Annotated in this window: 14 protein-coding genes; 4 read left to right on the plus strand and 10 right to left on the minus strand. The window is 72.5% G+C overall.

Going from position 1 to position 21496, the window contains the following annotated elements; translation table 11 throughout:
- Positions 1 to 270: 270 nt before the first annotated feature.
- Complete coding sequence (locus ABEA82_RS08010) at positions 271 to 1065, minus strand: class II aldolase/adducin family protein (protein WP_345660681.1); 795 nt, start codon at positions 1063 to 1065, stop codon at positions 271 to 273.
- 190 nt (positions 1066 to 1255) lie between these two features.
- On the opposite strand from ABEA82_RS08010, the gene ABEA82_RS08015 reads away from it, so the two are divergent.
- A complete protein-coding gene (locus ABEA82_RS08015; protein WP_345660682.1) occupies positions 1256 to 1729 on the plus strand; it encodes a pyridoxamine 5'-phosphate oxidase family protein in 474 nt (157 codons plus the stop codon).
- Positions 1730 to 1741: 12 nt separating this feature from the next.
- On the opposite strand, the gene guaA is transcribed toward ABEA82_RS08015, so the two are convergent.
- Entirely contained in the window at positions 1742 to 3322 is a 1581-nt protein-coding gene (gene guaA / locus ABEA82_RS08020; protein ID WP_345660683.1) for a glutamine-hydrolyzing GMP synthase, read from the minus strand.
- Between the two features lie 326 nt (positions 3323 to 3648).
- Between guaA and ABEA82_RS08025 the strand changes: the two genes are divergently transcribed.
- Complete coding sequence (locus ABEA82_RS08025) at positions 3649 to 3963, plus strand: chorismate mutase (RefSeq protein WP_345660684.1); 315 nt, start codon at positions 3649 to 3651, stop codon at positions 3961 to 3963.
- A gap of 533 nt (positions 3964 to 4496) precedes the next feature.
- Here the strand turns inward: ABEA82_RS08025 and ABEA82_RS08030 are convergent.
- Entirely contained in the window at positions 4497 to 5633 is a 1137-nt protein-coding gene (locus ABEA82_RS08030) for a hypothetical protein (RefSeq protein WP_345660685.1), read from the minus strand.
- 215 nt (positions 5634 to 5848) lie between these two features.
- Between ABEA82_RS08030 and ABEA82_RS08035 the strand changes: the two genes are divergently transcribed.
- On the plus strand, positions 5849 to 6832 hold the full coding sequence (locus tag ABEA82_RS08035; RefSeq protein WP_345660686.1) for an LAETG motif-containing sortase-dependent surface protein: 984 nt from the start codon (positions 5849 to 5851) through the stop codon (positions 6830 to 6832).
- 146 nt (positions 6833 to 6978) lie between these two features.
- On the opposite strand, the gene ABEA82_RS08040 is transcribed toward ABEA82_RS08035, so the two are convergent.
- The 7 genes from ABEA82_RS08040 to ABEA82_RS08070 all read right to left on the minus strand — a co-directional run bounded on the left by ABEA82_RS08040 (position 6979) and on the right by ABEA82_RS08070 (position 20302).
- Entirely contained in the window at positions 6979 to 8766 is a 1788-nt protein-coding gene (locus ABEA82_RS08040) for a GMC family oxidoreductase N-terminal domain-containing protein (protein WP_345660687.1), read from the minus strand.
- Positions 8767 to 8864: 98 nt separating this feature from the next.
- Positions 8865 to 10493 carry a succinic semialdehyde dehydrogenase gene (locus tag ABEA82_RS08045; RefSeq protein ID WP_345660688.1) on the minus strand — a complete coding sequence of 543 codons (1629 nt, stop codon included), beginning with the start codon at positions 10491 to 10493 and terminating at the stop codon, positions 8865 to 8867.
- 144 nt (positions 10494 to 10637) lie between these two features.
- On the minus strand, positions 10638 to 12248 hold the full coding sequence (locus ABEA82_RS08050; RefSeq protein WP_345660689.1) for a serine/threonine-protein kinase: 1611 nt from the start codon (positions 12246 to 12248) through the stop codon (positions 10638 to 10640).
- Positions 12249 to 12398: 150 nt separating this feature from the next.
- Complete coding sequence (locus tag ABEA82_RS08055) at positions 12399 to 13640, minus strand: serine/threonine-protein kinase (RefSeq protein WP_345660690.1); 1242 nt, start codon at positions 13638 to 13640, stop codon at positions 12399 to 12401.
- 105 nt (positions 13641 to 13745) lie between these two features.
- Entirely contained in the window at positions 13746 to 15449 is a 1704-nt protein-coding gene (locus ABEA82_RS08060) for a serine/threonine-protein kinase (RefSeq protein ID WP_345660691.1), read from the minus strand.
- A 170-nt stretch (positions 15450 to 15619) separates the two neighbouring features.
- Positions 15620 to 18118, minus strand: a complete 2499-nt coding sequence (locus ABEA82_RS08065) for a protein kinase domain-containing protein (RefSeq protein ID WP_345660692.1) — start codon at positions 18116 to 18118, stop codon at positions 15620 to 15622.
- Positions 18119 to 18271: 153 nt separating this feature from the next.
- Positions 18272 to 20302 carry a serine/threonine-protein kinase gene (locus tag ABEA82_RS08070; protein WP_345660693.1) on the minus strand — a complete coding sequence of 677 codons (2031 nt, stop codon included), beginning with the start codon at positions 20300 to 20302 and terminating at the stop codon, positions 18272 to 18274.
- Between the two features lie 149 nt (positions 20303 to 20451).
- On the opposite strand from ABEA82_RS08070, the gene ABEA82_RS08075 reads away from it, so the two are divergent.
- Positions 20452 to 21495, plus strand: a complete 1044-nt coding sequence (locus ABEA82_RS08075; RefSeq protein WP_345660694.1) for a serine hydrolase domain-containing protein — start codon at positions 20452 to 20454, stop codon at positions 21493 to 21495.
- Position 21496: the final 1 nt, after the last annotated feature.

The raw sequence follows: 21496 nt of genomic DNA on the forward strand, positions 1-21496 counted from the left end.
TCGGCCTTCCGGACCCCGGAAACACCGCTCTGCAACTCCCGTGCGACGAAAGCGAATTGTGCCCTATACCACCCGGTCCACGTCCGTCCCGAGTGGTCAACACGGGTGAACTTCGGCGCGCCGTGTTGACCTGGCTGCGGGAATTCCCCCGGAGCCGAGATCATCCAGCGAGACCACGACGTACGTCAGCGCCGCTGGCTCAGCAGGTCCGGCCTGGCTCAGCAGGCCCGGCCTGGCTCAGCAGGTCCGGCCTGGCTCAGCAGGCCCGGCCTAGCTCAGCAGGTCCGGTTCGCTTCGGCTGACCTCCTGCCACATCGGCTGGTAGTTGATCCACGCCACCAGGTCGCCGCCCAGTTGCTCCCGCGTCGCCACCGCCATCCGGTGGTCGATCCGGACCGGCCGCCCGGCGGCCCGGGCCGTCAGCTGCACCTGGCAGGAGCGTTCCATCGACACGAACCACCAGGCCGCCGCGTCCACCGAGTCGCCGACGGTCAGCAGCCCGTGGTTGCGCAGCACGAGCGCCTTGCGGGAGCCCAGTGCGGCCGCGATGCGCCGCCCTTCCTCGGCGTCGACGGTGACGCCGGTGTACGAGTCGTACAGGGTGTGGTCCTCGTAGAAGGCACAGCTCTCCTGTGTGATCGGTTCCAGGAGCTCGCCGAGGGTGGACAGCGCCCGGCCGTGCACCGAGTGGCAGTGGGCGACCGCGACGACGTCGGGACGGGCGGCGTGCACCTGGGCGTGCACGGTGAACGCCGCCTGGTTGACGTGGTAGGCGCCTTCGACGACCTGGCCGTCCTGGTTGGCGAGCACCAGGTCGCTCACGGTGACGTGCCGGAAGGGCATCCCGAAGGGGTTGACCCAGAAGCAGTCGGTGAACTCCGGGTCGCGGGCGGTGATGTGCCCGGACACACCGTCCTCGTAGCCGAGCCGCCCGAAGATCCTCAGGGCGCCCGCGAGCCGTTCCTTGCGGTGCCGGCGTTCGTCCTCGACCGACTCGTGCATCGGCGGCATCGCGAACCGCAGCCGGTCGGTGGGCAGGGGCAGGGGCGGGGTCGGCCCGTGCATAGGTCCTCCAGCGTCGTTCCGCGTACGGGGCGGAAATTACCGTCGGTGAGGCCGGGAAGAACAGAACCGTTGCGTAAAGATGGCCCCGAGCGCCTCCCTGTGCACCTCACGCATACTCGTGTGCCCCCGGGCTCCCGGACCCCACGAACAGCCGACAGAAGATGTCGGGTTTCGGCGCCAGACTCTCCCCATGACACCGAACTGGGCGACCTTCGTCACCGCCGAACCCGAGCTGGCCGGCATCGTCGAGAAGCGCTTCGGCGCCTACACGCACCACGTCCTCGCCACGCTCCGCAGGGACGGCTCGCCCCGCACCACCGGTCTGGAGGTGCGGTTCCTCGACGGCGAACTGTGGTTCGGCATGATGCCGGACTCGCTCAAGGCCGTCGACCTGCGCCGCGACCCGCGCTTCGCGCTCCAGGCGAACCCGGGCGAGGGCACCGGCATGGGCGGGGGCGACGTCCGCATCGGCGGCCGGGCGATCGAGGTCGACGACGCGCGGACGATGGCCCGATACGCCGAAGAGGTGGAACCGCCGGAGCCGTTCCACCTCTTCCGCACCGAGCTGACGGAGGTCGTCCGCACCTACGTCGAGGACGACACGTATCTGGTCGTCCAGGTCTGGAAGCCCGGCGCGCCCCTGCGCACGATCAAGCGCACCTAGGGGCCCTGGGGCCTACTCCCACTCGATCGTCCCCGGCGGCTTCGAGGTCACGTCGAGGACGACGCGGTTGACGTCACGCACCTCGTTGGTGATCCGGGTCGAGATCTTCGCGAGGACGTCGTAGGGCAGGCGCGACCAGTCGGCCGTCATGGCGTCCTCGGACGATACCGGGCGCAGGACGATCGGGTGGCCGTAGGTGCGGCCGTCGCCCTGGACGCCGACGCTGCGGACGTCGGCGAGCAGGACCACGGGGCACTGCCAGATGTCCCGGTCGAGACCGGCCGCGGTCAGCTCCTCGCGGGCGATGGCGTCCGCCTCGCGCAGCAGGTCCAGGCGCTCCTTGGTGACCTCGCCGACGATGCGGATGCCGAGGCCGGGGCCGGGGAACGGCTGGCGCTGGACGATCTCGTCCGGCAGGCCGAGCTCCTGGCCGACCATGCGGACCTCGTCCTTGAAGAGCTTGCGCAGCGGCTCGATCAGCTTGAACTCGAGGTCCTCGGGCAGCCCGCCCACGTTGTGGTGGGACTTGATGTTGGCGGTGCCGGTGCCGCCGCCGGACTCGACCACGTCCGGGTAGAGGGTGCCCTGGACGAGGAACTCCACCGCCGGGCCCTGGTCCGCGATGATCTCGGCCTGGGCCTGTTCGAAGACCCGGATGAACTCACGGCCGATGATCTTCCGCTTCTCCTCGGGGTCGGAGACCCCGGCGAGCGCCTTGAGGAACCGCTCCTCGGCGTCCACGACCTTCAGCTGCACGCCGGTCGCGGCCACGAAGTCCTTCTCGACCTGCTCGGTCTCGCCCTTGCGCATCAGGCCGTGGTCGACGTACACGCAGGTCAGCTGGGAGCCGATGGCCTTCTGGACGAGGGCCGCGGCGACGGCGGAGTCCACGCCGCCGGACAGGCCGCAGATGGCGCGCCGGTCGCCGACCTGCTCGCGGATCGCGGCGACCTGCTCCTCGATGACGCTGCCGGTCGTCCAGTTCGGCGTGAGACCCGCGCCCCGGTACAGGAAGTGCTCCAGCACCTGCTGTCCGTGCGTGGAGTGCATCACCTCGGGGTGGTACTGGACGCCGTAGAGCTTCTTCTCGTCGTTCTCGAAGGCGGCCACGGGCACGACGTCCGTGGAGGCCGTGACGGAGAAGCCCTCGGGGGCGGCGGAGCAGGCGTCGCCGTGCGACATCCAGACGGGCTGCTCGGCGGGGGTGCCCTCGAAGAGCGTGGAGGACACCTTGGAGACGTGCAGGTCGGTGCGGCCGTACTCGCGGGCGCCGGTGTTGTCGACGGTGCCGCCGAGGGCGCTCGCCATCAGCTGGAAGCCGTAGCACATGCCGAAGACGGGGACGCCGGCCTCGAAGATCTCGCGGTCCAGGCTGGGTGCGCCCTCCGCGTAGACCGACGAGGGGCCGCCGGAGAGGATGATCGCCGCGGGGTTCTTGGCGAGCATCTCCCGGACCGGCATGGTGCTCGGCACGATCTCGCTGTAGACCCGCGCCTCGCGGACGCGACGGGCGATGAGCTGGGCGTACTGCGCGCCGAAGTCGACGACCAGAACGGTGTCGGCGGCGCTGGCAGCGGGAGTCGCTGATGACACGGGGTGCCTTCCGGCGGTGGGGCGGGGGTCTTGTGCCACCCGATTCTACCGGGGTGCCACCGGGCGTTTTCCGGGCGTCGGGGAACGGGGCCGTCTCAGGATGCGAACCGTGTTGGACACTTCCGGGACGCGGGGCATACTTGCCCCATGCTCACGCACCAGACGTTCGTCTTTACCTATGGCACCCGGCCCGCCGGCTGCCATGGTCGTGCTGCTTGAGCATCTGACAAGCGACTTCCCAGGCGCCCCGGGCCGACAAGGCCCGGGGCGTCTGTCGTCGTCCGGGCCTTGCCGCTCCGGGGCACCCCCGACGACCAGGAGCCCCAATGAACGCCACCGACGTGACCCGCGCCCGCACACCCGAGGCCACCGACGTGACCGGCGCCCGCACACCCGAGGCCGCCGACGTGATCACCGGCGCGCGGGAGCGCATCGACGCGCTCGACGACCGGATCATCGGCCTGATCCAGGAACGGGCGGCGGTCTCCGCCGTCATCCAGGACGCCCGGATCTCCTCCGGCGGCCGACGCGTGAACCTCTCCCGCGAGATGGAGGTCCTCGGCCGCTACCGGGAGGCGCTGGGCAAGCCGGGCACGGCCCTCGCGATGACCATGCTGGAGCTGTGCCGGGGCAGGATCTGACGTCCGGGCGGGCCGACCGGCCGGGACGGAATCCGCGTTCCCGGGACAGACGTACGCACCCCTCTCACCCGTACGGCGCGTGACCGCCCCCGTGCCGCCTCGTTGGTTCGGGTGTCCGCGCCAGCCAGGCGCGGGGCCGAGAGAACCACGCGTGGCTCGCTGGAGTGATGAGACGTACGGATCGCTCCGTGCGTCGTGGGACCTCGCTCCAGGGAAGTGACCGGACGGCAGGGGACAGCAGCCCGGTCACCCGAGAGAACGGCCGGCTCCGGGGACGCCCGGGGCCGGCCGGCGGACCTTGCACGAACGCACCAGGCCGGGTCGGACTGCCAGAGATCGAGACCAGCGGCGCAACCCCCCGGCGCCGCTTCCCGGCACCGGCGCTGCCCTGACGTCGGTGCTGATCAGAAGAAGGGCCCCGCGGCTCCGTCCCGCGGGGCCCTTCGCTCTGCGCCGGCCGTCTCAGGTGTGCGACACCGCCCCGCAGGCGTCGCCGTCAGGTGCGCGACACCGTCCCGCAGGAGTTCCCGGTGTCAGGTGCGCGACACCGCCCCGCAGGCGTCGTCGTTGTCCAGGCTCCTGCTGCGGTCGTACGGGTCGGTCGTGGGGCCGGTGGGAGGGGCCCCCTCGTCCCGGCTCGACGGGAACGCCGGGTGCAGGTAGCCGTCGTGGACGTCGCAGGAGGAGTTGCCGATCTCCTCGTCGTACTTCAGCAGGATGAGCCGGCCCGCCGTGACGCGGTACCGCGCGGGATCGGGGAGCTCGACGTCGACGGCCCGGCGGACGATGGTGCGGGCGACCTCGGTGGAACCGTCCGCGCGCATCACCGGGTAGACGAAGGTGTAGTCGGCGTGCACGGCGACACCCCCGTGCGAGCCCTTCCCGAACGTCATGCGCCCCCGCGTCTTGATCACGTCGCCGACCAGCCGCACCTGGTCGGGGTCGAAGCGGCTGAACAGGGTCAGCGGGTCGTGCTCCTCGCTCGGTGAACGCAGGGCGGTTTCGAGGTCGTCGACTGTCCCGGGCTGCTGCGGTTCGAGTACCGAGAGCGCGGCCTCGGGGCGTGCCCCACGCACCGTCCCCGGGTCGAGATTGGCGCCCACCAGCAGCTTCTTCGTGAGCTTCAGGGCCTGTTCCACACGCCCCTCGGAGACCGCGCCGACGGCCTTCGCCTCGGGCAGGACGATGCCGGCCTCACCGTCGGCCCAGCGCAGGGCCGGGGAGCCGGCGAACGGCTCGTCCAGGGTGGGGGTTTCGGAGTCCGACGCTCCGGGCGCGGCGGTGGGCGCCGAGGTCTCGGCGGGCAGGGGCGAGATGTCGGCGGCCTGGGGCTCCCCCGTACCGAAGGGATCGCCGGGCAGCAGCGACGGCTTCAACGCCACCAACGCCAAGGCGATCGCGACGGGCACGCCGACGACGGCCCACACCTTGCGGCGCCGTGCGGTCCTGACGTTTCTCTCCTGCCGGGCAGAATCGGTTCGCCACCCCGGCGGCGTCTCGCCCCGGGCGTCCTGCTGCCGCAGCCGCTCCGTCACCATCCGGGCCCTGGCGGACGGCTCCTTCGGGGCGGAGGCACGGATGTCCCGCTCGGTGTCACGGGTGAACTGCTCCCAGACGTCGTCGGGGATCTCCGAGGCCGATGGTTGATCATCAGACGGCTTGTCAGACACGAAGCAAAGATCTAAGCGTGCGGTGAACGCCTGCACAAGAAGGTCATGTATGTGACTCAGCCCACATAAGAATCCTGTGAATGCCAGCACAACCATTCACAGGTTTCACGGATCAAACCTGCCGAACCAAGGGCCACTCCCGCGCCCCACACGCGGAGGCCTCCCCCAACGTTCGTACCGCAGCCCGTGGTACGCCCGGACTCTCCGAGGTCTTCATGAAGCTTCGCCGCGCCATGGCAGCAGCGGCCGCCACGGCGGTCATAGCCCCGGTGGCACTGCTCGCGGCACCGGCCGCGTACGCGACCGACGAAACGACGCCCACGCCGAGCGCGTCCGTGAGCGAGTCCGCTCCCGAGACGTCGCCCTCGCCGTCGGTGACCGAGTCCGCGCCGGCCGAGACGACGCCGGCTCCGACCGTGTCCGTGAGCGAGTCCGCTCCCCAGACGTCCAGCTCGCCGAGCACGTCCGCGAGCCCGTCCACCCCGGCGCCGAGCACCTCCGAGCCGGAGGAGTCGGAGTCCCCGGACCCCGAGCCGTCCGTGTGCAAGGACACCAAGGTCGACGTCAGCATCGGCGGCCTGCCCGGCAAGATCGCGGCGGGCAGCGGCTGGCACAAGTTCTCGCTGACGGTGCTCAACAACTCCGACTCCACGCTCAACGACCTCAACTTCTTCGCCGGGGCCTCCCCCGACAAGGACGGCGAAGAGCTGTTCTCCAGCAAGCAGGTCCAGCTCCAGGCCTGGGACCCCCAGGACAAGATCTGGGTGGACCTCAACGAGGGCGGCGAAGCGGTCGGTTACGTCGGCTACACCGACGAGCTGAAGCCCGACTACGAGGTCGACATCCCGCTGCGCCTCAACGTCACGAAGTCCGCCCCGGTCGGCGCCGGCTTCTCGCTCGGCGCGACGATCTACGGCGACAACGACGCCGAGTGCACCGGCTTCGGTCAGAACTCCTACAAGTTCCAGATCGTCTCCGCCGGTACGGACACCGACGGCACCAAGCCGCAGGAAGGCGGCAAGGCGCCCGTCACCGACAAGAAGCCGAGCGGCAACACGCCGGAGGTCACCGGCAGCCTCGCCGAGACCGGCTCCAGCTCCGCCCTGCCGATGATCAGCCTCGTCGGCGGTGCCGCGGTCGTCGCCGGTGCCGGCGCGATCTTCGTGGTGCGTCGCCGCAAGGCCGGTGTGGAGGCGTAAGCCATAGCGGCCGGTAGGCCGTAGCACCAAACGGGAGAGGGACCTGCGCTCGGAGGGGGGCGCAGGTCCCTCTTCTGTGTGCCGGGCCGGGTTACTTCTTCGTTTTCGTTCCGGGCCGGGTTACTTCTTCGGCGTTCCAGGCCGGGTTACTTCTTCGGCGGTACCGCCGGCATGCCCAGGAACGGCAGCCGCAGCGCGCCGAACGCGTCCGCCGGGACCGCCGGGGACTTCGGCTCGACCGGCTGGAGACGCTCGTAGGCCGTGCCCTGCCTCGGGCGCGGGTCGGGCTCGCCCTTGTTGGGCCAGTACGACATCGCCCGCTCGGCCTGGGCGGTGATGGTGAGGGACGGGTTCACGCCCAGGTTCGCGGAGACCGCGGCGCCGTCGACGACCGAGATGCCGGGGTGGCCGTACAGGCGGTGGTACGGGTCGATCACGCCGGTCTCGCGGGAGGCGCCGATCGGGCAGCCGCCCAGGAAGTGGGCGGTCAGCGGGGTGCCCATCAACTCGCCCACGTTGGAGCCCGCGAAGCCGTTGATCTCGGCGGCGAGTGCCGACGCGCTCTGCGTGGCGGCCTTGATCTGCTTGGGGTTGGGGGCGCCGTGCCCCTGGCGGGCGGTGAGCAGGCCCCGGCCGGCTCCCGACGGTTTCAGGTACGTCGTCAGGGAGTTGTCCAGCGACTGCATCACCAGGCCGATGATGGTCCGTTCCGACCAGCGGCGGTTGGACAGGGAGCGCAGTACCAGCAAGGGGTGTTTCGCCGCGTGGGCGAGGAAGCCCAGGACCCGTGAGGCGCCCGAGCCGCCGCCGGCGTAGGGGACCTGGAGGATGGACAGGCCGCCCATCGAGTTGGAGCCCTTGCCGTAGCGGACCGGCTCGATGTGGGTGTTCTCGTCGGGGTGGATCGAGGACGTGATGGCCACACCGCGGGTGAAGTCGGCCTTCGGAGCGCCGTGTGCCTTGCGGTAGCGCCGGTCGTCGGTCTGGGCGCCGACCAGGGCCTCGGAGTTGGTGCGGGTCAGCTCGCCCAGCTTGTCCGAGACGTACCGCAGCTGGCCGCCGGTCTTCATCCGGTGCAGCAGGGTCTGGGTGCCGTACGTGCCGGCGGCGAGGACGACCTGGCGGGCGGTGTAGGTCCGGCCCTTCGCCTTGCGGCGGTCGTCGGTGGGGAGGGTGGCGACCGCGTATCCGCCGCGCGAGTCGTCGGTGACCGAGACGACCGTCGTCAGCGGGTGGACGGCCGCGCCGGCCTTCTCGGCGAGGTACAGGTAGTTCTCGTTGAGGGTGTTCTTCGCGCCGTGGCGGCAGCCGGTCATGCACTCACCGCACTCCGCGCATGCCCTGCGGGAGGGCCCCGCCCCACCGAAGTACGGGTCGGGCACCTCCTGTCCGGGCTTCGCCTTCGCCGCCCCGTCGGCGTCCTCGCCGTCGCCGAAGAAGACACCGACGGGGGCGAGGTGGAAGGAGTCGCCGCAGCCCATCCGCTCCGCGGCGGCCTTCAGATGGACGTCGGACGGGGTCATGGTCGGGTTCAGCCGTACGCCCAGCATGCGCCGGGCCTGGTCGTAGTACGGCTTCAGCTCGTCCTGCCAGTCGGTGATGTCCCGCCACTGCGGGTCCTCGAAGAACGGCTTCGGCGGGACGTAGAGGGTGTTGGCGTAGTTGAGGGAGCCGCCGCCGACGCCGGCTCCCGCCAGGACCATGACGTTGCCCAGGAGGTGGATGCGCTGGATGCCGAACATGCCGAGCTTCGGGGCCCACAGGTAGTTCTTGAGGTCCCAGGAGTTCTTCGGGAGGGACTCGCGGGTGAAGCGGCGGCCTGCTTCCAGGACGCCGACCTTGTAGCCCTTCTCCGTGAGGCGCAGAGCGGTCACCGAGCCGCCGAAGCCGGAGCCGACGACGATGACGTCGTAGTCGTAAGCGTCCTGAGGCACGTGTTCTCCTTGTTGAGTTTCGCGTGCGGGCCGTCTGTGGCTGGTCGCGCCCACGCGGCGGAGCCGCACATCGATACAGCCCCGCGCCCCCTAGGGCATCACCGGAACCGGAATGCCTTCATGAGGCGGAGACTGCGGCTCATGAACTGGGCGTACTTCTCGTCGTCCATGCCCAGGGAGGGGGCCATCGGGAGGACGCGCTGGTGGGCGACCGTCTGGGCCTCGGTGTACTTGAGGATGCCCTCGGAGCCGTGGCGGCGGCCGAGGCCCGAGTCCTTCATGCCGCCCATGGGCGACTGGACGCTGCCGTAGGCGGGTGCGTAGCCGTCGTTGATGTTGACCGTCCCGGTGCGCAGGCGGGCGGCGACCTCCTGGCCGCGGCGGCCGTTCCTGGTCCACACCGAGGAGTTCAGTCCGTACGCCGTGGCGTTGGCGCGCTCGACGACCTCGTCCTCGTCCTTGAAGCGGTAGATCGAGACGACCGGGCCGAAGGTCTCCTCGGCGCAGACGGACATGTCCGTGCCGACCCCGTCGAGGATCGTGGGCTCGAAGAAGTACGGGCCGATGTCCGGGCGGGCCACGCCGCCCGCGACGACCTTCGCGCCCTTCGCCACCGCCTCCTCCACGTGCCGGGTGACGGTCTCCAGCTGGCGTTCGCCGACGAGGGAGCCCATCTCGGCGCCGTACGCAAGGGACTTGCCGAGGCGCATCGCCCGGGTGCGGGCGGCGAAGCGCTCCAGGAAGGCGTCCGCGATCGACTCGTGGACGTAGAGGCGCTCTATGGAGATGCAGAGCTGGCCGGCGGAGGAGAAGCAGGCGCGGACGGCCCCGGCGGCGGCCTTCTCGATGTCGGCGTCCTCCAGCACCAGCATGGCGTTCTTGCCGCCGAGTTCGAGGGAGACGCCGACCAGCCGGGCGGCGGCGCCCTGGGCGACCTCGCGGCCGGTGCGGGTGGAGCCGGTGAAGGAGACGTAGTCGGCGTGCCGGACGACCTCCGGGCCGACGACCGGGCCGTCGCCGAGGACGACCTGGAAGACGTCGGCGGGCAGGCCGGCCTCGATCAGCAGGTCACGCGCCCACAGGGCGGTGAGGCAGGTCTCCGTGTCCGGCTTCATGACGACCGCGTTGCCCGCGACGAAGGCGGGGAGCGCGTCGCCCACCGACAGCTCGAGGGGGTAGTTCCAGGGGGCGATCTGGCCGACGACCCCGCGCGGGTGGCGCAGTTCGGTGACCTTGGTGAGGGTCGGCATGGCACCGGCGTGCCGCTTGGGCTTGAGGTAGGCGGTGGCCCTGCGGCCGTAGTGCCGGGCGGCGACCGCGACGGCCTGGACCTCCTCGTGGGCGTGCAGGCGGGCCTTGCCGGTCTCCAGCTGGATCAGGTCGAGCACCTCGGCCTGGCGCTCCAGCACCAGGTCGTGGAAGCGGAGCAGGACGGCGGCGCGCTGCCGTACGGGGGTCTGCGCCCAGACGGCCTGGGCCGCACGGGCCAGCTCGAAGGCCCTCGCCACGTCCTCGGGAGTCGACTCGGGGAGGTCGGCCAGCTTCTCGCCCGTGAACGGCGAGTGGTTGGCGGTACGACCGGAGCCGGCCACGCCCTTGGTGAGCTGGGCGACCAGCTCGGGGGTCACCACGTCGGCGGCGGTGCGGGCTCCCTCCGGGGCGGGGGCGAGGGGGTTCGTGCCGGTCTGTGCCGTGCCGGTCTTCTCCGGGGCGTGCGCGTCCGTCATGAGGCGCAGGGTATGCCTCGGCGGAGCCTTTGGGTACCCGTCGGTAATACGGCTTCACCGAGTGCACACACGACGCCAGTGGCTGCTGGCAACGAACGCCCTGATCAGGGCGTTGTGCGGTGCGGGCCGGTGTGATCCGGCCTTTTACGATCCAGGACCGATGGCGAGCCGGTCGCGGGCGCCCTCGAAGACCGAGACGCCTTCCTTCTCCTCCGGCGTGCCCCTCGGCATGTCGACGCGCAGTTCGTACACGCGGTCGTCGTCGGTGCGGATCAGCGCCCGCACGACCCGCCTGGGGGTGTCCTTCAGGTGGTAGGTGGTGTCGGTGGTCCCGGTTGGGTCCTTCGGGGAGCCCGGCGCCTTGTCCCACTGGAGGAGGCGGACCTGGATCGTGCCGCCGCGTGTGTCGCCGTAGAGCGCCGTGCGGGGCTGGTCTCTCGCGCTGCCGGTCCGGTCGAGCAGGCGGTAGTGGGATGGGAGGCGGAGTACGGCCGCCATGTCCGGCTGGGGATGCGGGATCCAGGTGTCCGTCGTCCCGGCGGCCTGTTCGACGCTCTCCGCGCTGCTGGTGTCGGCGAGGTGGGTGGCGGTGCCTATGCCGCCGGCGAGCAGTGCGCTGAGGAGGGCCAGGGGGGCGGGACGGAGGAGACTGTGGCGCTTGGGTGTTGCCGGGTCGTCCCGTGTCGCCGGGGCGTGCCGTGCCGCCGAATCGGCCTCCGGCGGGTGCGTCTTCGCCGGGTCGGTCTCCGGCAGGGCGGTCTCCAGCAGGTCGGTCTCCGGCGCGGAGGCGGCCTCGTCGGGGTGCTCTGGACCGGTGTCCTGTGTGAACTCCCGTATCCGCTCGGCGCCCTGGTGGTCCTCGGCCGCCGACGGCCCCGCCACCGCTTGCAGTTCCTTCGCGACCTCCTCGGCGTCCGGCCGCCGCTCCGGGTCCCGCACCAGCAGCCGTGCGATCAGCGGCCCGAGTGGTCCGGCCTGCTTCGGATCGGGCGGCTCGGCGGCGAGGACGGCGGCGAGGGTCGCCTCCGGCGTGGACCGGCGGAAGGGGGACGAGCCCTCGACGGCGGCGTAGAGCAGGACGCCCAGGGACCACAGGTCGGAGGCGGGTCCGGCGATACGGCCGGACATCCGCTCGGGGGCGACGAACTCCAGCGAGTCGCCGAACCCCCCGCCGGAAACCGGGGTTTCCTCTCCAGGCGCATGGGCCATGCCGAAGTCGGTGAGGACGACGCGGCGGTGCGGGCCGAGCAGTACGTTGGCCGGTTTCACGTCCCGGTGCACGATGCCGACGCAGTGCGCGGCACGCAGCGCACCCACGACGGCGAGGCCGATCCGGGCGGCCTCGCGCGCCTCGACCGGCCCGCGCGCGAGCACCTCGTGCAGGGACTCGCCCGGCACCGACTCCATGACGATCCAGGGAAGCCGGTCGAGCGTGTCGACCGCTTCCAGGCCGTCGCGTGCGTCCGGCTGCTCCGCCTCGACGACCACGTCGTGGATGGTGACGGCGGCGGGGTGGTCGACACGGGCGGCGGCGCGGGCCTCGCGGTAGAGCAGGTGGGCGGCCCTCCGGTAGCTCTCGTCGTCCGGGTCGCCCGGCAACCGGGGTTGCCTGACGGCTACTTCGCGCTCCGCGCGCTCGTCGTGGGCCCGCCAGACGGTGCCCGTCCCGCCGGAGCCGATGCGCTCGATCAGCCGGTACCGCCCACCGACCAGCCGGCCCCGGGCGTCGCCCGCCCCGCCCCCGTCGTTGCTCATGCCCCATCAGTACCCCGTGGGGCGGCTCCTTGTCGACGCGGGCCGTTTTCGCCCGGGGGCCGGGTCGCGTCAGGTCCCTTCGATGGCCGGGTGCGCGATCGCCGCCTCCCCGAACTCGCCGTCGTCGTCGCCAAACGACTCACGCGCCCACTACGGCGGCTTCTCGGTGGCGAACCCGTGACGCGCGGCGGGGCTCGTCCCGGCGGAGCTGGTCCCGGCGGCGCTCGGAGTGCCGGCTCCGGTCGAGGTCGTGGGGCTCGGGGAGGGTGTGCCGGTGCGAGGTGTCTCCGGCGCCGAAGTCGTCGGCGCGGGCCCGCCGTCCCCGTCCCGGTTCATGAGCAGCGCCGCCGCGGACACCCCGGCTCCGGCCATCGCGGCGACCAGCAGCGCGGCCACGAGCATGCCCCGCGAGGACTGCCGGGCGGGTACCTCCGAGGCGGGCGGAGACGGAGGCTGCCGCGGTTGCCAGCCGGGGGCGGCCTGCCCGGCCGTCGACTGCCGGCCCACCGCGCCCCGTTGTTCCGCCGACGGGTACTCGGGCGGCGGCGACTGCGGCGTACGGCCCGTGTCGAGGAACGCCCGCAGCATCCGTTCCGCACGGTCCGCGTCCAGCCGCCGGTCGGGATCGCGTTCCAGCAGGCCCTGTACGACGGGCAGCAGCGGCCCGGCCTGTGCGGGTGGCTGGATGTCGCCGACGACGACCGCGTGCAGGATGCCGCCCAGCGAGTCGCGGTGGAACGGCGACTCGCCGCTGAGGGCCGCGCACATCAGCGCGCCCAGCGACCACAGGTCGGACTCGGGCCCGGTCCTGGCCCCGGACATCCGCTCCGGCGCGGTGTACTCGGGCGAGCCGACGAAGGAGCCGTTCTCGGTGAGCGTGGGGGCGCCGGCGACCTGGGCGATGCCGAAGTCGGTGAGGACGACCCGGTCGGTACCGGCCTCCAGCAGCACGTTCTCCGGCTTGAGGTCGCGGTGCAGGACCCCGGCCGCGTGCGCGGCGCGCAGTGCGCCGAGCAGGTCGATGGCGATGCGCGCGGCCTCGGCGGCGTCGACCGGGCCCTGGCCGGCGATACGGTCGGCGAGCGAGCCGCCCTCGATCAACTCCATGACGATGTAGGGGCGTTCATCGTCCTCGACGACGTCATGGACGACGATGATGTGCGGATGGCTCAGCTGGGCGACCGCCCGGGCCTCGCGCAGCGTACGGTCCCGCTGCCGGCGGGCGTCCGCCGCGGAGAGTGTCTCGTCGTACGGGAGTTCCTTGACCGCCACGCCCCGGCGGAGCAACTGGTCGGTCGCCCGCCAGACCACGCCCATGCCACCGCGCCCGAGCCGCGCCTCGAGCCGGTAACGGCCCGCGATGACACGCATGTTGTGCCCCTCGGTCACCATGCGGCAATCATGCCCCACCGGACGGATCGGCTCCGGGTCGGCGCTCGCCCGTGGCCGAAACAGACGGCCCGTGTCAGCAGGGCAGGGCGTCAGGAGGCGCCTGCGTCAGGAGGTCTTCTCCTGCCAGCCCTGGAGCAGCAGGGTGAACTGCTTGCGCGCCTTCGCCCAGTCCTTGGCGGGCGACGACATGTAGAGCGCGTACTCGGTGCCGTCGCGGGCTATGTACGTCTCCTCGATGGCCCGGCGCGGGCCGGGGAACTTGGTGTCCTTCGCCCGCGCGATCCAGGTGTACTCCCACAGGGCGCCGCCCCGGTCACGGTAGACGTTGCGCTCCAGGGCGACCCGCTTGTAGGCGGCGAGATCCTTCAGCTGCTGCTCCAGGTCGAGCTGGTGCGCGTACGGGTCGCCGAAGTCCGGGGAGATGTCGACGGCGATGCGCACGAAGTGCCGGCCGCCGTCGGGCGTGTAGTCGATCTGCTTGAGTTCGCCCTGCGGGCCGAAGGGCTTGCGCTTCCAGCCCTTGGGCAGGGAGAGGCTGAAACCCGCGGGGTCGTCGTGGCGGACCCAGTTCTCGGATCCCGAACCCCCGGGCTGTGCGCTCGTGGAATTCGGGGAGCCGGAGGCGCCGCCCGACGTCTGCCGGCCCTCGTTCCACTGCTGGAGCACCACGGCGGTGGTCCCGCCGATGATGGCCGCGAGCGCGACCACGAGGGCGACGGTACGCAGCCGACGGCGCCGGCCCGGCCGGGCCTGCTGCGGCCCGGACGGCTGCGGGCCCGTAGCCACCGGGCCGACCGTGGTGGGGCCGGTCGCCGGAGTGCCGGTGACGGGTGTCCCGCTGACGGGTGTCCCGGTGGCCGGGGTGCCGGCGAGCGGCGGGAGCGGCGTCCGGGTGTGCGATCCCGAGCCGGTGCCGACCGTGGCCGTAGCGCTGTGGACGTCCCGGTACGTGCCTCCGTACTGCGTCGGCACATACGCCTGCGCCCCGTTCGGGCGTCGACCCTCCGCCGCCTCGGCGAGCAGGTGCTCGGCTTCGGACGCGTCGGGCCGGGTGGCCGGATCCTTGCGCAGCAGGGCGCTGATGACGGGAGCGAGCGGACCGGCGTGCCGCGGCTCGGCGGCCTCCTCCTCGACCACGGCCTGCATGGTGGTCAGCGGTGTGGTGCGGCGGAACGGCGAGCGGCCCTCGACCGCCGTGTAGAGCGTCGCGCCGAGGGCCCACAGGTCCGAGGACGGGCCCGGGTCGTGGCCGCGCACCCGCTCGGGAGCCAGGTAGTCGACCGAGCCGACGACCTCTCCGGTGCGGGTGATGGTCGTGTCGCCCTCGATCTGGGCGATGCCGAAGTCGGTGAGCAGGACCCGTCCGTCCCGGCCGAGCAGGACGTTGCCCGGCTTGATGTCGCGGTGCAGGACCCCGGCGGTGTGCGCGGCGCGCAGGGCCCGCAGCACCCACAGGCCGATGCGTGCCGCCTCGCGCGGCTCGACACGCCCCTCCTCCTTGACCGCGTCCGCCAGGGAGCGTCCCTCGACCAGTTCCATGACGATCCACGGGCGGCCGTCGTGCTCCAGCACGTCGTGCACGGTGACGACCGCGGAGTGGTTGATCCGCGCGGCGGCCCGCGCCTCAGCCCGGGTGCGGGCCAGCAGGATCGCCTGCTCGCTCTCGGAGACGTAGAGGGCTGCCGTCAACTCCTTGATGGCGACGGACCGGTGCAGCACCTCGTCATGGGCGCGCCACACCCGGCCCATGCCGCCGCTGCCGATCGAGTCGGCGAGCCGGTAGCGGCCCGCGACGAGCTGGCCCTGCATCTGATTCACGTTGCCCCGCAATGGTCTTGACAGGGTCAGCGTAAGGACCCGCCCTTCCCCAGGGAACAAGCGGGGTACCACGGTGACCGCACTGTGACGGTTGTCGCCTGCCGGGACGGGAGGCAACCAGAGGCTGAACTACGCGTACAGTCGGCGCGCCGCGCCGGGTCTCAGCCCGTCGCCTTGTAGGTCGCCGCCGCCTGCTCGTACAGCCGCGTCACCTCGTCCCGTTCGGCCTCCGGACCGCGCACCTGCACCACGTGGTACCGCCCGCCGATGAGCATCGCGAGGTTGCGCACGTACAGCTCGCCCCCGTCCCCGCCGGTCCAGGTGAACTGCCCCTCGGCCATGGTCCGTCCGCCCACCTCTATGGTCTTCAGCCCGGTGGAGGTGGCCCAGCTGGAGTCGCGGTACGGCTGTAGCTCGCGCTCCTTCTCCCGCTGGTAGGCCATCGGGTCGCTGCCGTACCGCGACGCGCTGTCCCGGCCCGGTACGACGATGAGCTCGAAGTCGCCCTTCGCGTAGACGACCTGGCCGTTGCCGTTGCGCGGGGTGCGGTCCCAGCCCTTGGCGACGGCGACCTGGAAGCCCGCCGAGTCCTTGCGGAGGGTGAAGCCGCCGGCGACCTCGGGGCCGGTGGTCTGCGTCTCGGTGGAACCGGCCGACGAGGAGGGGCTCCGCTCCGGCTCGGGCGACGTCTGGTCCGGCCGTGGCTCGCTGCTGGCGTCGGGCTCGGGCGCCTGGCTGACCTCGCCGGCGACCCCGGTGCGGTCCGTGCCGTTCGCCCCGTCGGTCCCCGACTTGGGCATGAAGAGCATGGCGTAGGCGATCGCCGCGGCCATGGCGAGCAGGACGAACAGCAGCAGGGTGCGGCCGAGGCGGTGCGGCGACCGGGATTCCTTGGCGCGTTTGTGCCGCCCGTGGTGCGCGGGCAGCCCGGCCCGCCGCCTGCGCACGAGCTCGCCGCGGCGGCGTACGACGGGCAGCCGACTGGCGTCGGCGGGCGGTGCCGCGACCACGTGCACACCGGCCTCCGGCTCCGGCGCCGACCGTACGAGCGAGCGCAGCCAGCCGCGCAGTTCCTCGAAGTCGAGGCGCTCGGTGGGGTCCTGACGCAGCAGCGACTCCACGACCGGCCGGAGCGGCCCGCACTCCTCGGCGTACGCGGGCGGTTCGGCGCACACCATCTGCACCAGCTCGGCCGTCGACTCCTCCGGGTAGGGCGCGTGTCCCTGGACGGCCCGGAAGAGCAGCGCGCCGAGGGCCCACAGGTCGGTGGCGGGACCGATCGGCGCGGCCAGCTGCCAGTTCTCGTGCACGGGTCCGGCCTGCTCCGGCGCCCAGCGCTCCGTCACGGGCCCCACCACGGCCATGCGTGCCTGCCGGGCCCGCTCGGCGGCGAGTGCCGTGGCCGGGCCGCGCCGGGGGGCGGGGGTGTGGGCGACGAGGTCGTCCCACCGGGTGGGAGCACTCGGGTCGGCGGTGTCCGCGGGCGGCGGGAGGGCCGCCTGCTCCTGGCTCGGCGGTGTGGGTGCGCCGGGGCCGCTTCGGGGGGTGGCGCCGTGCCAGCCGGTCGTCCGGGGGGCGCCGCGCACGCCGTAGGGGTCGGCTATCTGCCCCGGCGGGACCGCGCCGGACCCCGTGCTCTGCCCGGGGACGTACGGCGACTGCGCCGAGCCGTTGCTGTGGGGCGCGGGCCCGCTGTCCGGGGCGGGCCGGGCACCGGGCAGCGCCGCCCGGCCGTTCTGCTGCGCCTCCTGCACCCGGGCGGCGGCCCGGGCGCCCGCCCGGTAGGCCGCGATGGCCCCGGCGCGCGCGGCGCGCGGGTCCGCGCCGTCCTCCGGACTCCTGCGGGCGGGCACGACCGAGCTCCCGCCCGTCGTACCGCCCCCGGACGCCGGCAGCCCCCTGGACTCCCGGGCCTCTATGGCGGCACGCCGCGCGGCCTCGGGGTCGCCCGCACCACCGGTGCCGCCCGAGGCGCCGACGCCGTGGGGCGGCCCGGAGGGGCCGGTCTCCTGCCCCGGGCCGGGGCCGGGCTCGTCGAAGGCGGGAGCCGGAACGGGGTCGTACCCGCACAGCGCTTCCTCCGCCGCGCCCACCGCCAGCCCGGTCAGCATGATCCGGCCGTCGTCGCAGACGAGGACCGTCCGCGGGGTGATGTTGCGGTGCACCCAGCCGTGGGCGTGCAGCACCCGCAGCGCCATGAGGACGTCGGAGGCCACCTCGGCCGCCCGGTAGGGCGTCAGGGGCTTCTCGGCGAGCAGCGCCGCCAGCGGACGGGCCGCCACCAACTCGCTGACGATCCACAGCGAACCGCCCTCGGCGAAGACGTCGAAGACCTGGTCGAGTCGGGGATGGTCGGGGATGGCCGCGGCGGCCTGGGCGGCCTCCACAGCGCGCCGTACCACCGGGTCGGTGGGCCGCCGGGGGCCCGGACGCCCGCCGGGCCGCCGGGCGCCGGCGTCACGCGCCGTGAAGCCGTCGGGCAGCCCCTCCGCGTCGAGGACCTCCGCCTCGACCACCTCGGGCAACGGCACCTGCCGGACCAGGACTTCCTGCCCGCTGTAGGTGTCGAAGGCCCGGCTCTCGGTGAGTTCGTACTCGTCGGACGGCGGCAGCGGCAGGCGGTAGCGGTCGGCGAGTACCCGTCCCGCATGGTCGTCCACGATGCCTCCCCCGCCAGCCTGGTCCGTCACATCCGTGCGCTCCACGGCCCGTTCCGGCTGCGCACGGTCCGCAAATATTTACGATACGTGCCGCGGGCAACCCGCATCGTGAGGATGCCAGATCTGCCTCCCCAAACCCGGTACCTCTCAAGCTCAGGACTTGGGTTCGAAGGTCTTCGTCAGCGTCCGCCACGTCTCCTTGCGCAGCTCACCGCTCCAGTCGGCCGCCTTCGCCGTGTACATCAGCGCGTAGCCCTGCCGGTCGTCGACGACGAATCCCCGGTCGATGGTCCGGTACCGGGTGCCGCCGTCGGCGTAGGTGAACTCCCAGTCGGCCGTGTTCCAGCCGCGGTAGTCCACCTTCTCTATACGGATCTTCCGGTACTGCGCGCGCTGCATGTAGCGCTCCTGGTTCTTCCAGTCCGCCACCGGGTCGCCCTTGGGCGTGGACGTCCAGGCGATGAGCAGCTTCTGCCCGTCGGGCCCGGTGAACCGGTCGCCGGCGGCACTTGCGGACTGGTACTTCCATCCCTTGGGCAGGCCGATCGAGTACCCCTGGTCGCCCTGGTGCGTCGACTCGGCCGCGGTGCCCTTCCGGGCGGACCCGCCCTCGGCCTCGCCCGAAGTCCCGCCCGTCGGCGTGCTGTCCGAGGAGGGGCCCGAGGCCGCGGGCGGCGACGCCGCGTTGTCGGTGCGCGTGCCGTCGCTCTCGTCGGCCTTGGTGTCGGCCCCGCTCGACGCGGTGGCGACGGTCTTGCCGCCGCTCTTCTCGCCGGCGGCACCCTTCGAGCCCGTGTCGTCCCCGCTGAGGGCGATGGCGAGCACGGTGCCGACCACGGCGAGCGCCACGACCACCGCGATGATCAACAGGGTGCGCCGCGGCACCACGTCGGTGAGCGGCGCCCTCGGCACGGGCCTCGGCGGCAGGTCCGGCGGCGGCACCACGGGCCAGCCGGAACTGCGGCCTCCGGAGGCCGTCTTCGCCTCCTGCGCACTCCGCTCACCGGCACCCGCACCGGCTGCCGAACCCGGCCCCGGCTTCGCCGCGGACGTGCCCGCGGTCCCGGCCCGGCCCGTCCCGCCGTCCGGCCCGGACGACGCCGTACCGCTCTCGGTCTCGGTACGGGCGGCGGCCGACGCCCCGGCCGTTCCCGCCGCGGCCTTGCGCACGGAACGCAACGCCCCGCGCAACCGCTCCCCGGCCTCTTCGCCCCGCTTGCTCCCGGCGCCCGCCGAACTCCCCTTGCGCGAGGAGCGGGCCGGCTGTGCCGGCAGCGGCACGACCTTCGTCGCGTCCAGCGGCTCCGGCTCGGCCCGCTCGGGCGCGTGCAGGACCGAGTTCAGCATCGCGCGGGCGCCCGCGTCGTCGAGCCGCTCTGCGGGGTCCTTGGTGAGCAGGCCGCGGATGACGTCCGCCAGCGGGCCCGCGTTCTTGGGCTCCTCCAGCGGCTCGGTCATCACGGCCGTCAGAGTCGCTATGGCCGACCCCTTGTCGTACGGCGGCGCGCCCTCCACCGCCGCGTACAGCAGCCCGCCGAGCGACCACAGGTCGGCCGCCGGGCCCGGCTTGTGCCCGCGCGCCCGCTCCGGGGAGATGTAGGAGGGCGCTCCGACGAGCATGCCGGTCGAGGTGATGGACGGGTCGCCCTCGACCTGGGCGATCCCGAAGTCGGTCAGCACGACCCGGCCGTCCTCGGCGATGAGCACGTTCGACGGCTTCACGTCGCGGTGCAGGATGCCCTCGCGATGCGCGGACCGCAGCACGTCCAGGACGGCCAGCCCGACCTCGGCGGCGCGCTTGGGCTCCAGGAGGCCGTCCTCCCGGATGACCTCGGCGAGCGACTTGCCCTCGACGAGTTCCATCACGATCCAGGGCCGGTCGTCCTCCTGGACGACGTCGAAGACCGTCACGGCGCTGTTGTTGCGGATCCGCGCGATCGCCTTGGCCTCGCGCAGCGTCCGCGTGATCAGCCGCCGCTTCTCCTCCTCGTCGATGTTCGACGGGAACCGCAGCTCCTTGACGGCGACCGTCCGCCCCAGGGTCTCGTCCTGGGCCCGCCACACGGTGCCCATGCCTCCCCGGCCGAGCACCTCGCCGAGCCGGTATCGCTCCGCGAGGAGACGATCCCTGTTGTCCTGACGAGTGTCCTGACGGGATGTGCCCGCCCGCTCCGCCTCCGACATGCGTCCCCTCATACAACCCGCCCTGACAGAGCCTCCATTGTCTCTCACCCGACAAGTGCCCAGCGCCCTGGGGCCCGCCCACCGGGATCCCGGGTGCGGCACGCCGGGCGCCGCCTTGCATGATGGGCCCGGACCAGGGAGGAGGCCGCATGCCGCCGTTTCGGACATTGCTGGCGCTGCCTGTGTCCCTCGCCCTCCTCGGCCTGCCCCGGGCCGACTCCTCGGCCCTCCCGGCCCGGCCCGCGGACGCGGTGCTCCCGCTGCTGGTGAGCCGGGGCGGAGCTCCCGCCGCGGCCCTGCTGGCCCGCGAGGGGAGCACCACCCGCTATGCCCACGCCGGGCGGGGAATCGCCCGGTCGGACCACTTCCGCGCCGGCAGCGTCACGAAGACGTTCATCGCGACGGTGGTGCTGCAACTGGCCGCCGAGCACCGGCTGTCGCTGTCCGACACCGTGGCGGAGCACCTGCCGGGCCTGGTGCGGGGAGCGGGCAACGACGGCCGCGCAGTGACCCTGCGTGCCCTGCTCACCCACACCAGCGGCCTGTACGACTTCACCGCGGACACCCGCGGAAGAGCACCCGTCACTCCCCGCGAGGCCGTACGGATCGCGGTCGCCCACCCACCGGGCCCGCCCGGCCGCTTCTCCTACTCGAACACCAACTACGTCCTGCTGGGCCTGGTCGTCCAGCAGGTCACCGGCCACTCGTACGCCACGGAGGCCGAGCGCCGCATCCTCACTCCGCTGCGTCTGACGGGCACCTCGTTCCCCGGCTCCCGCTCCTCACTGCCCTCCCCGCACGGCCGCGCCTACGACTCCGACGGAGACGACGTCACCGCGCTCGATCCGCGCGTGGCCGGGGCGGCGGGCGAGTTGGTGACCACGTTCGCCGATCTGGACCGCTTCTACGCGGCCCTGCTCGGCGGTCGGCTGCTGCCCCCGCACTGGCTGCGCGAGATGCGCGACACCCGTGCCGCACACGGCGCGTACGGCATGGGCCTGTTCCCCGAGAGACTGCCGTGCGGCACCGCGGTGTGGGGGCACAACGGCTACATATCCGGCAGTTATGTGCGCGTCGCGGGCACCGTCGACGGCCGCCGTGTCCTCGCCTTCCGCGTGAACACGGACGCGATCGCGGACCCCGAACTCGAATCCGAGTTGCTCGCGGCCGAGTTCTGTCCTCTCACTTCGTGAC

Source organism: Streptomyces venetus (assembly GCF_039540295.1).
Lineage (GTDB): Bacteria > Actinomycetota > Actinomycetes > Streptomycetales > Streptomycetaceae > Streptomyces > Streptomyces venetus.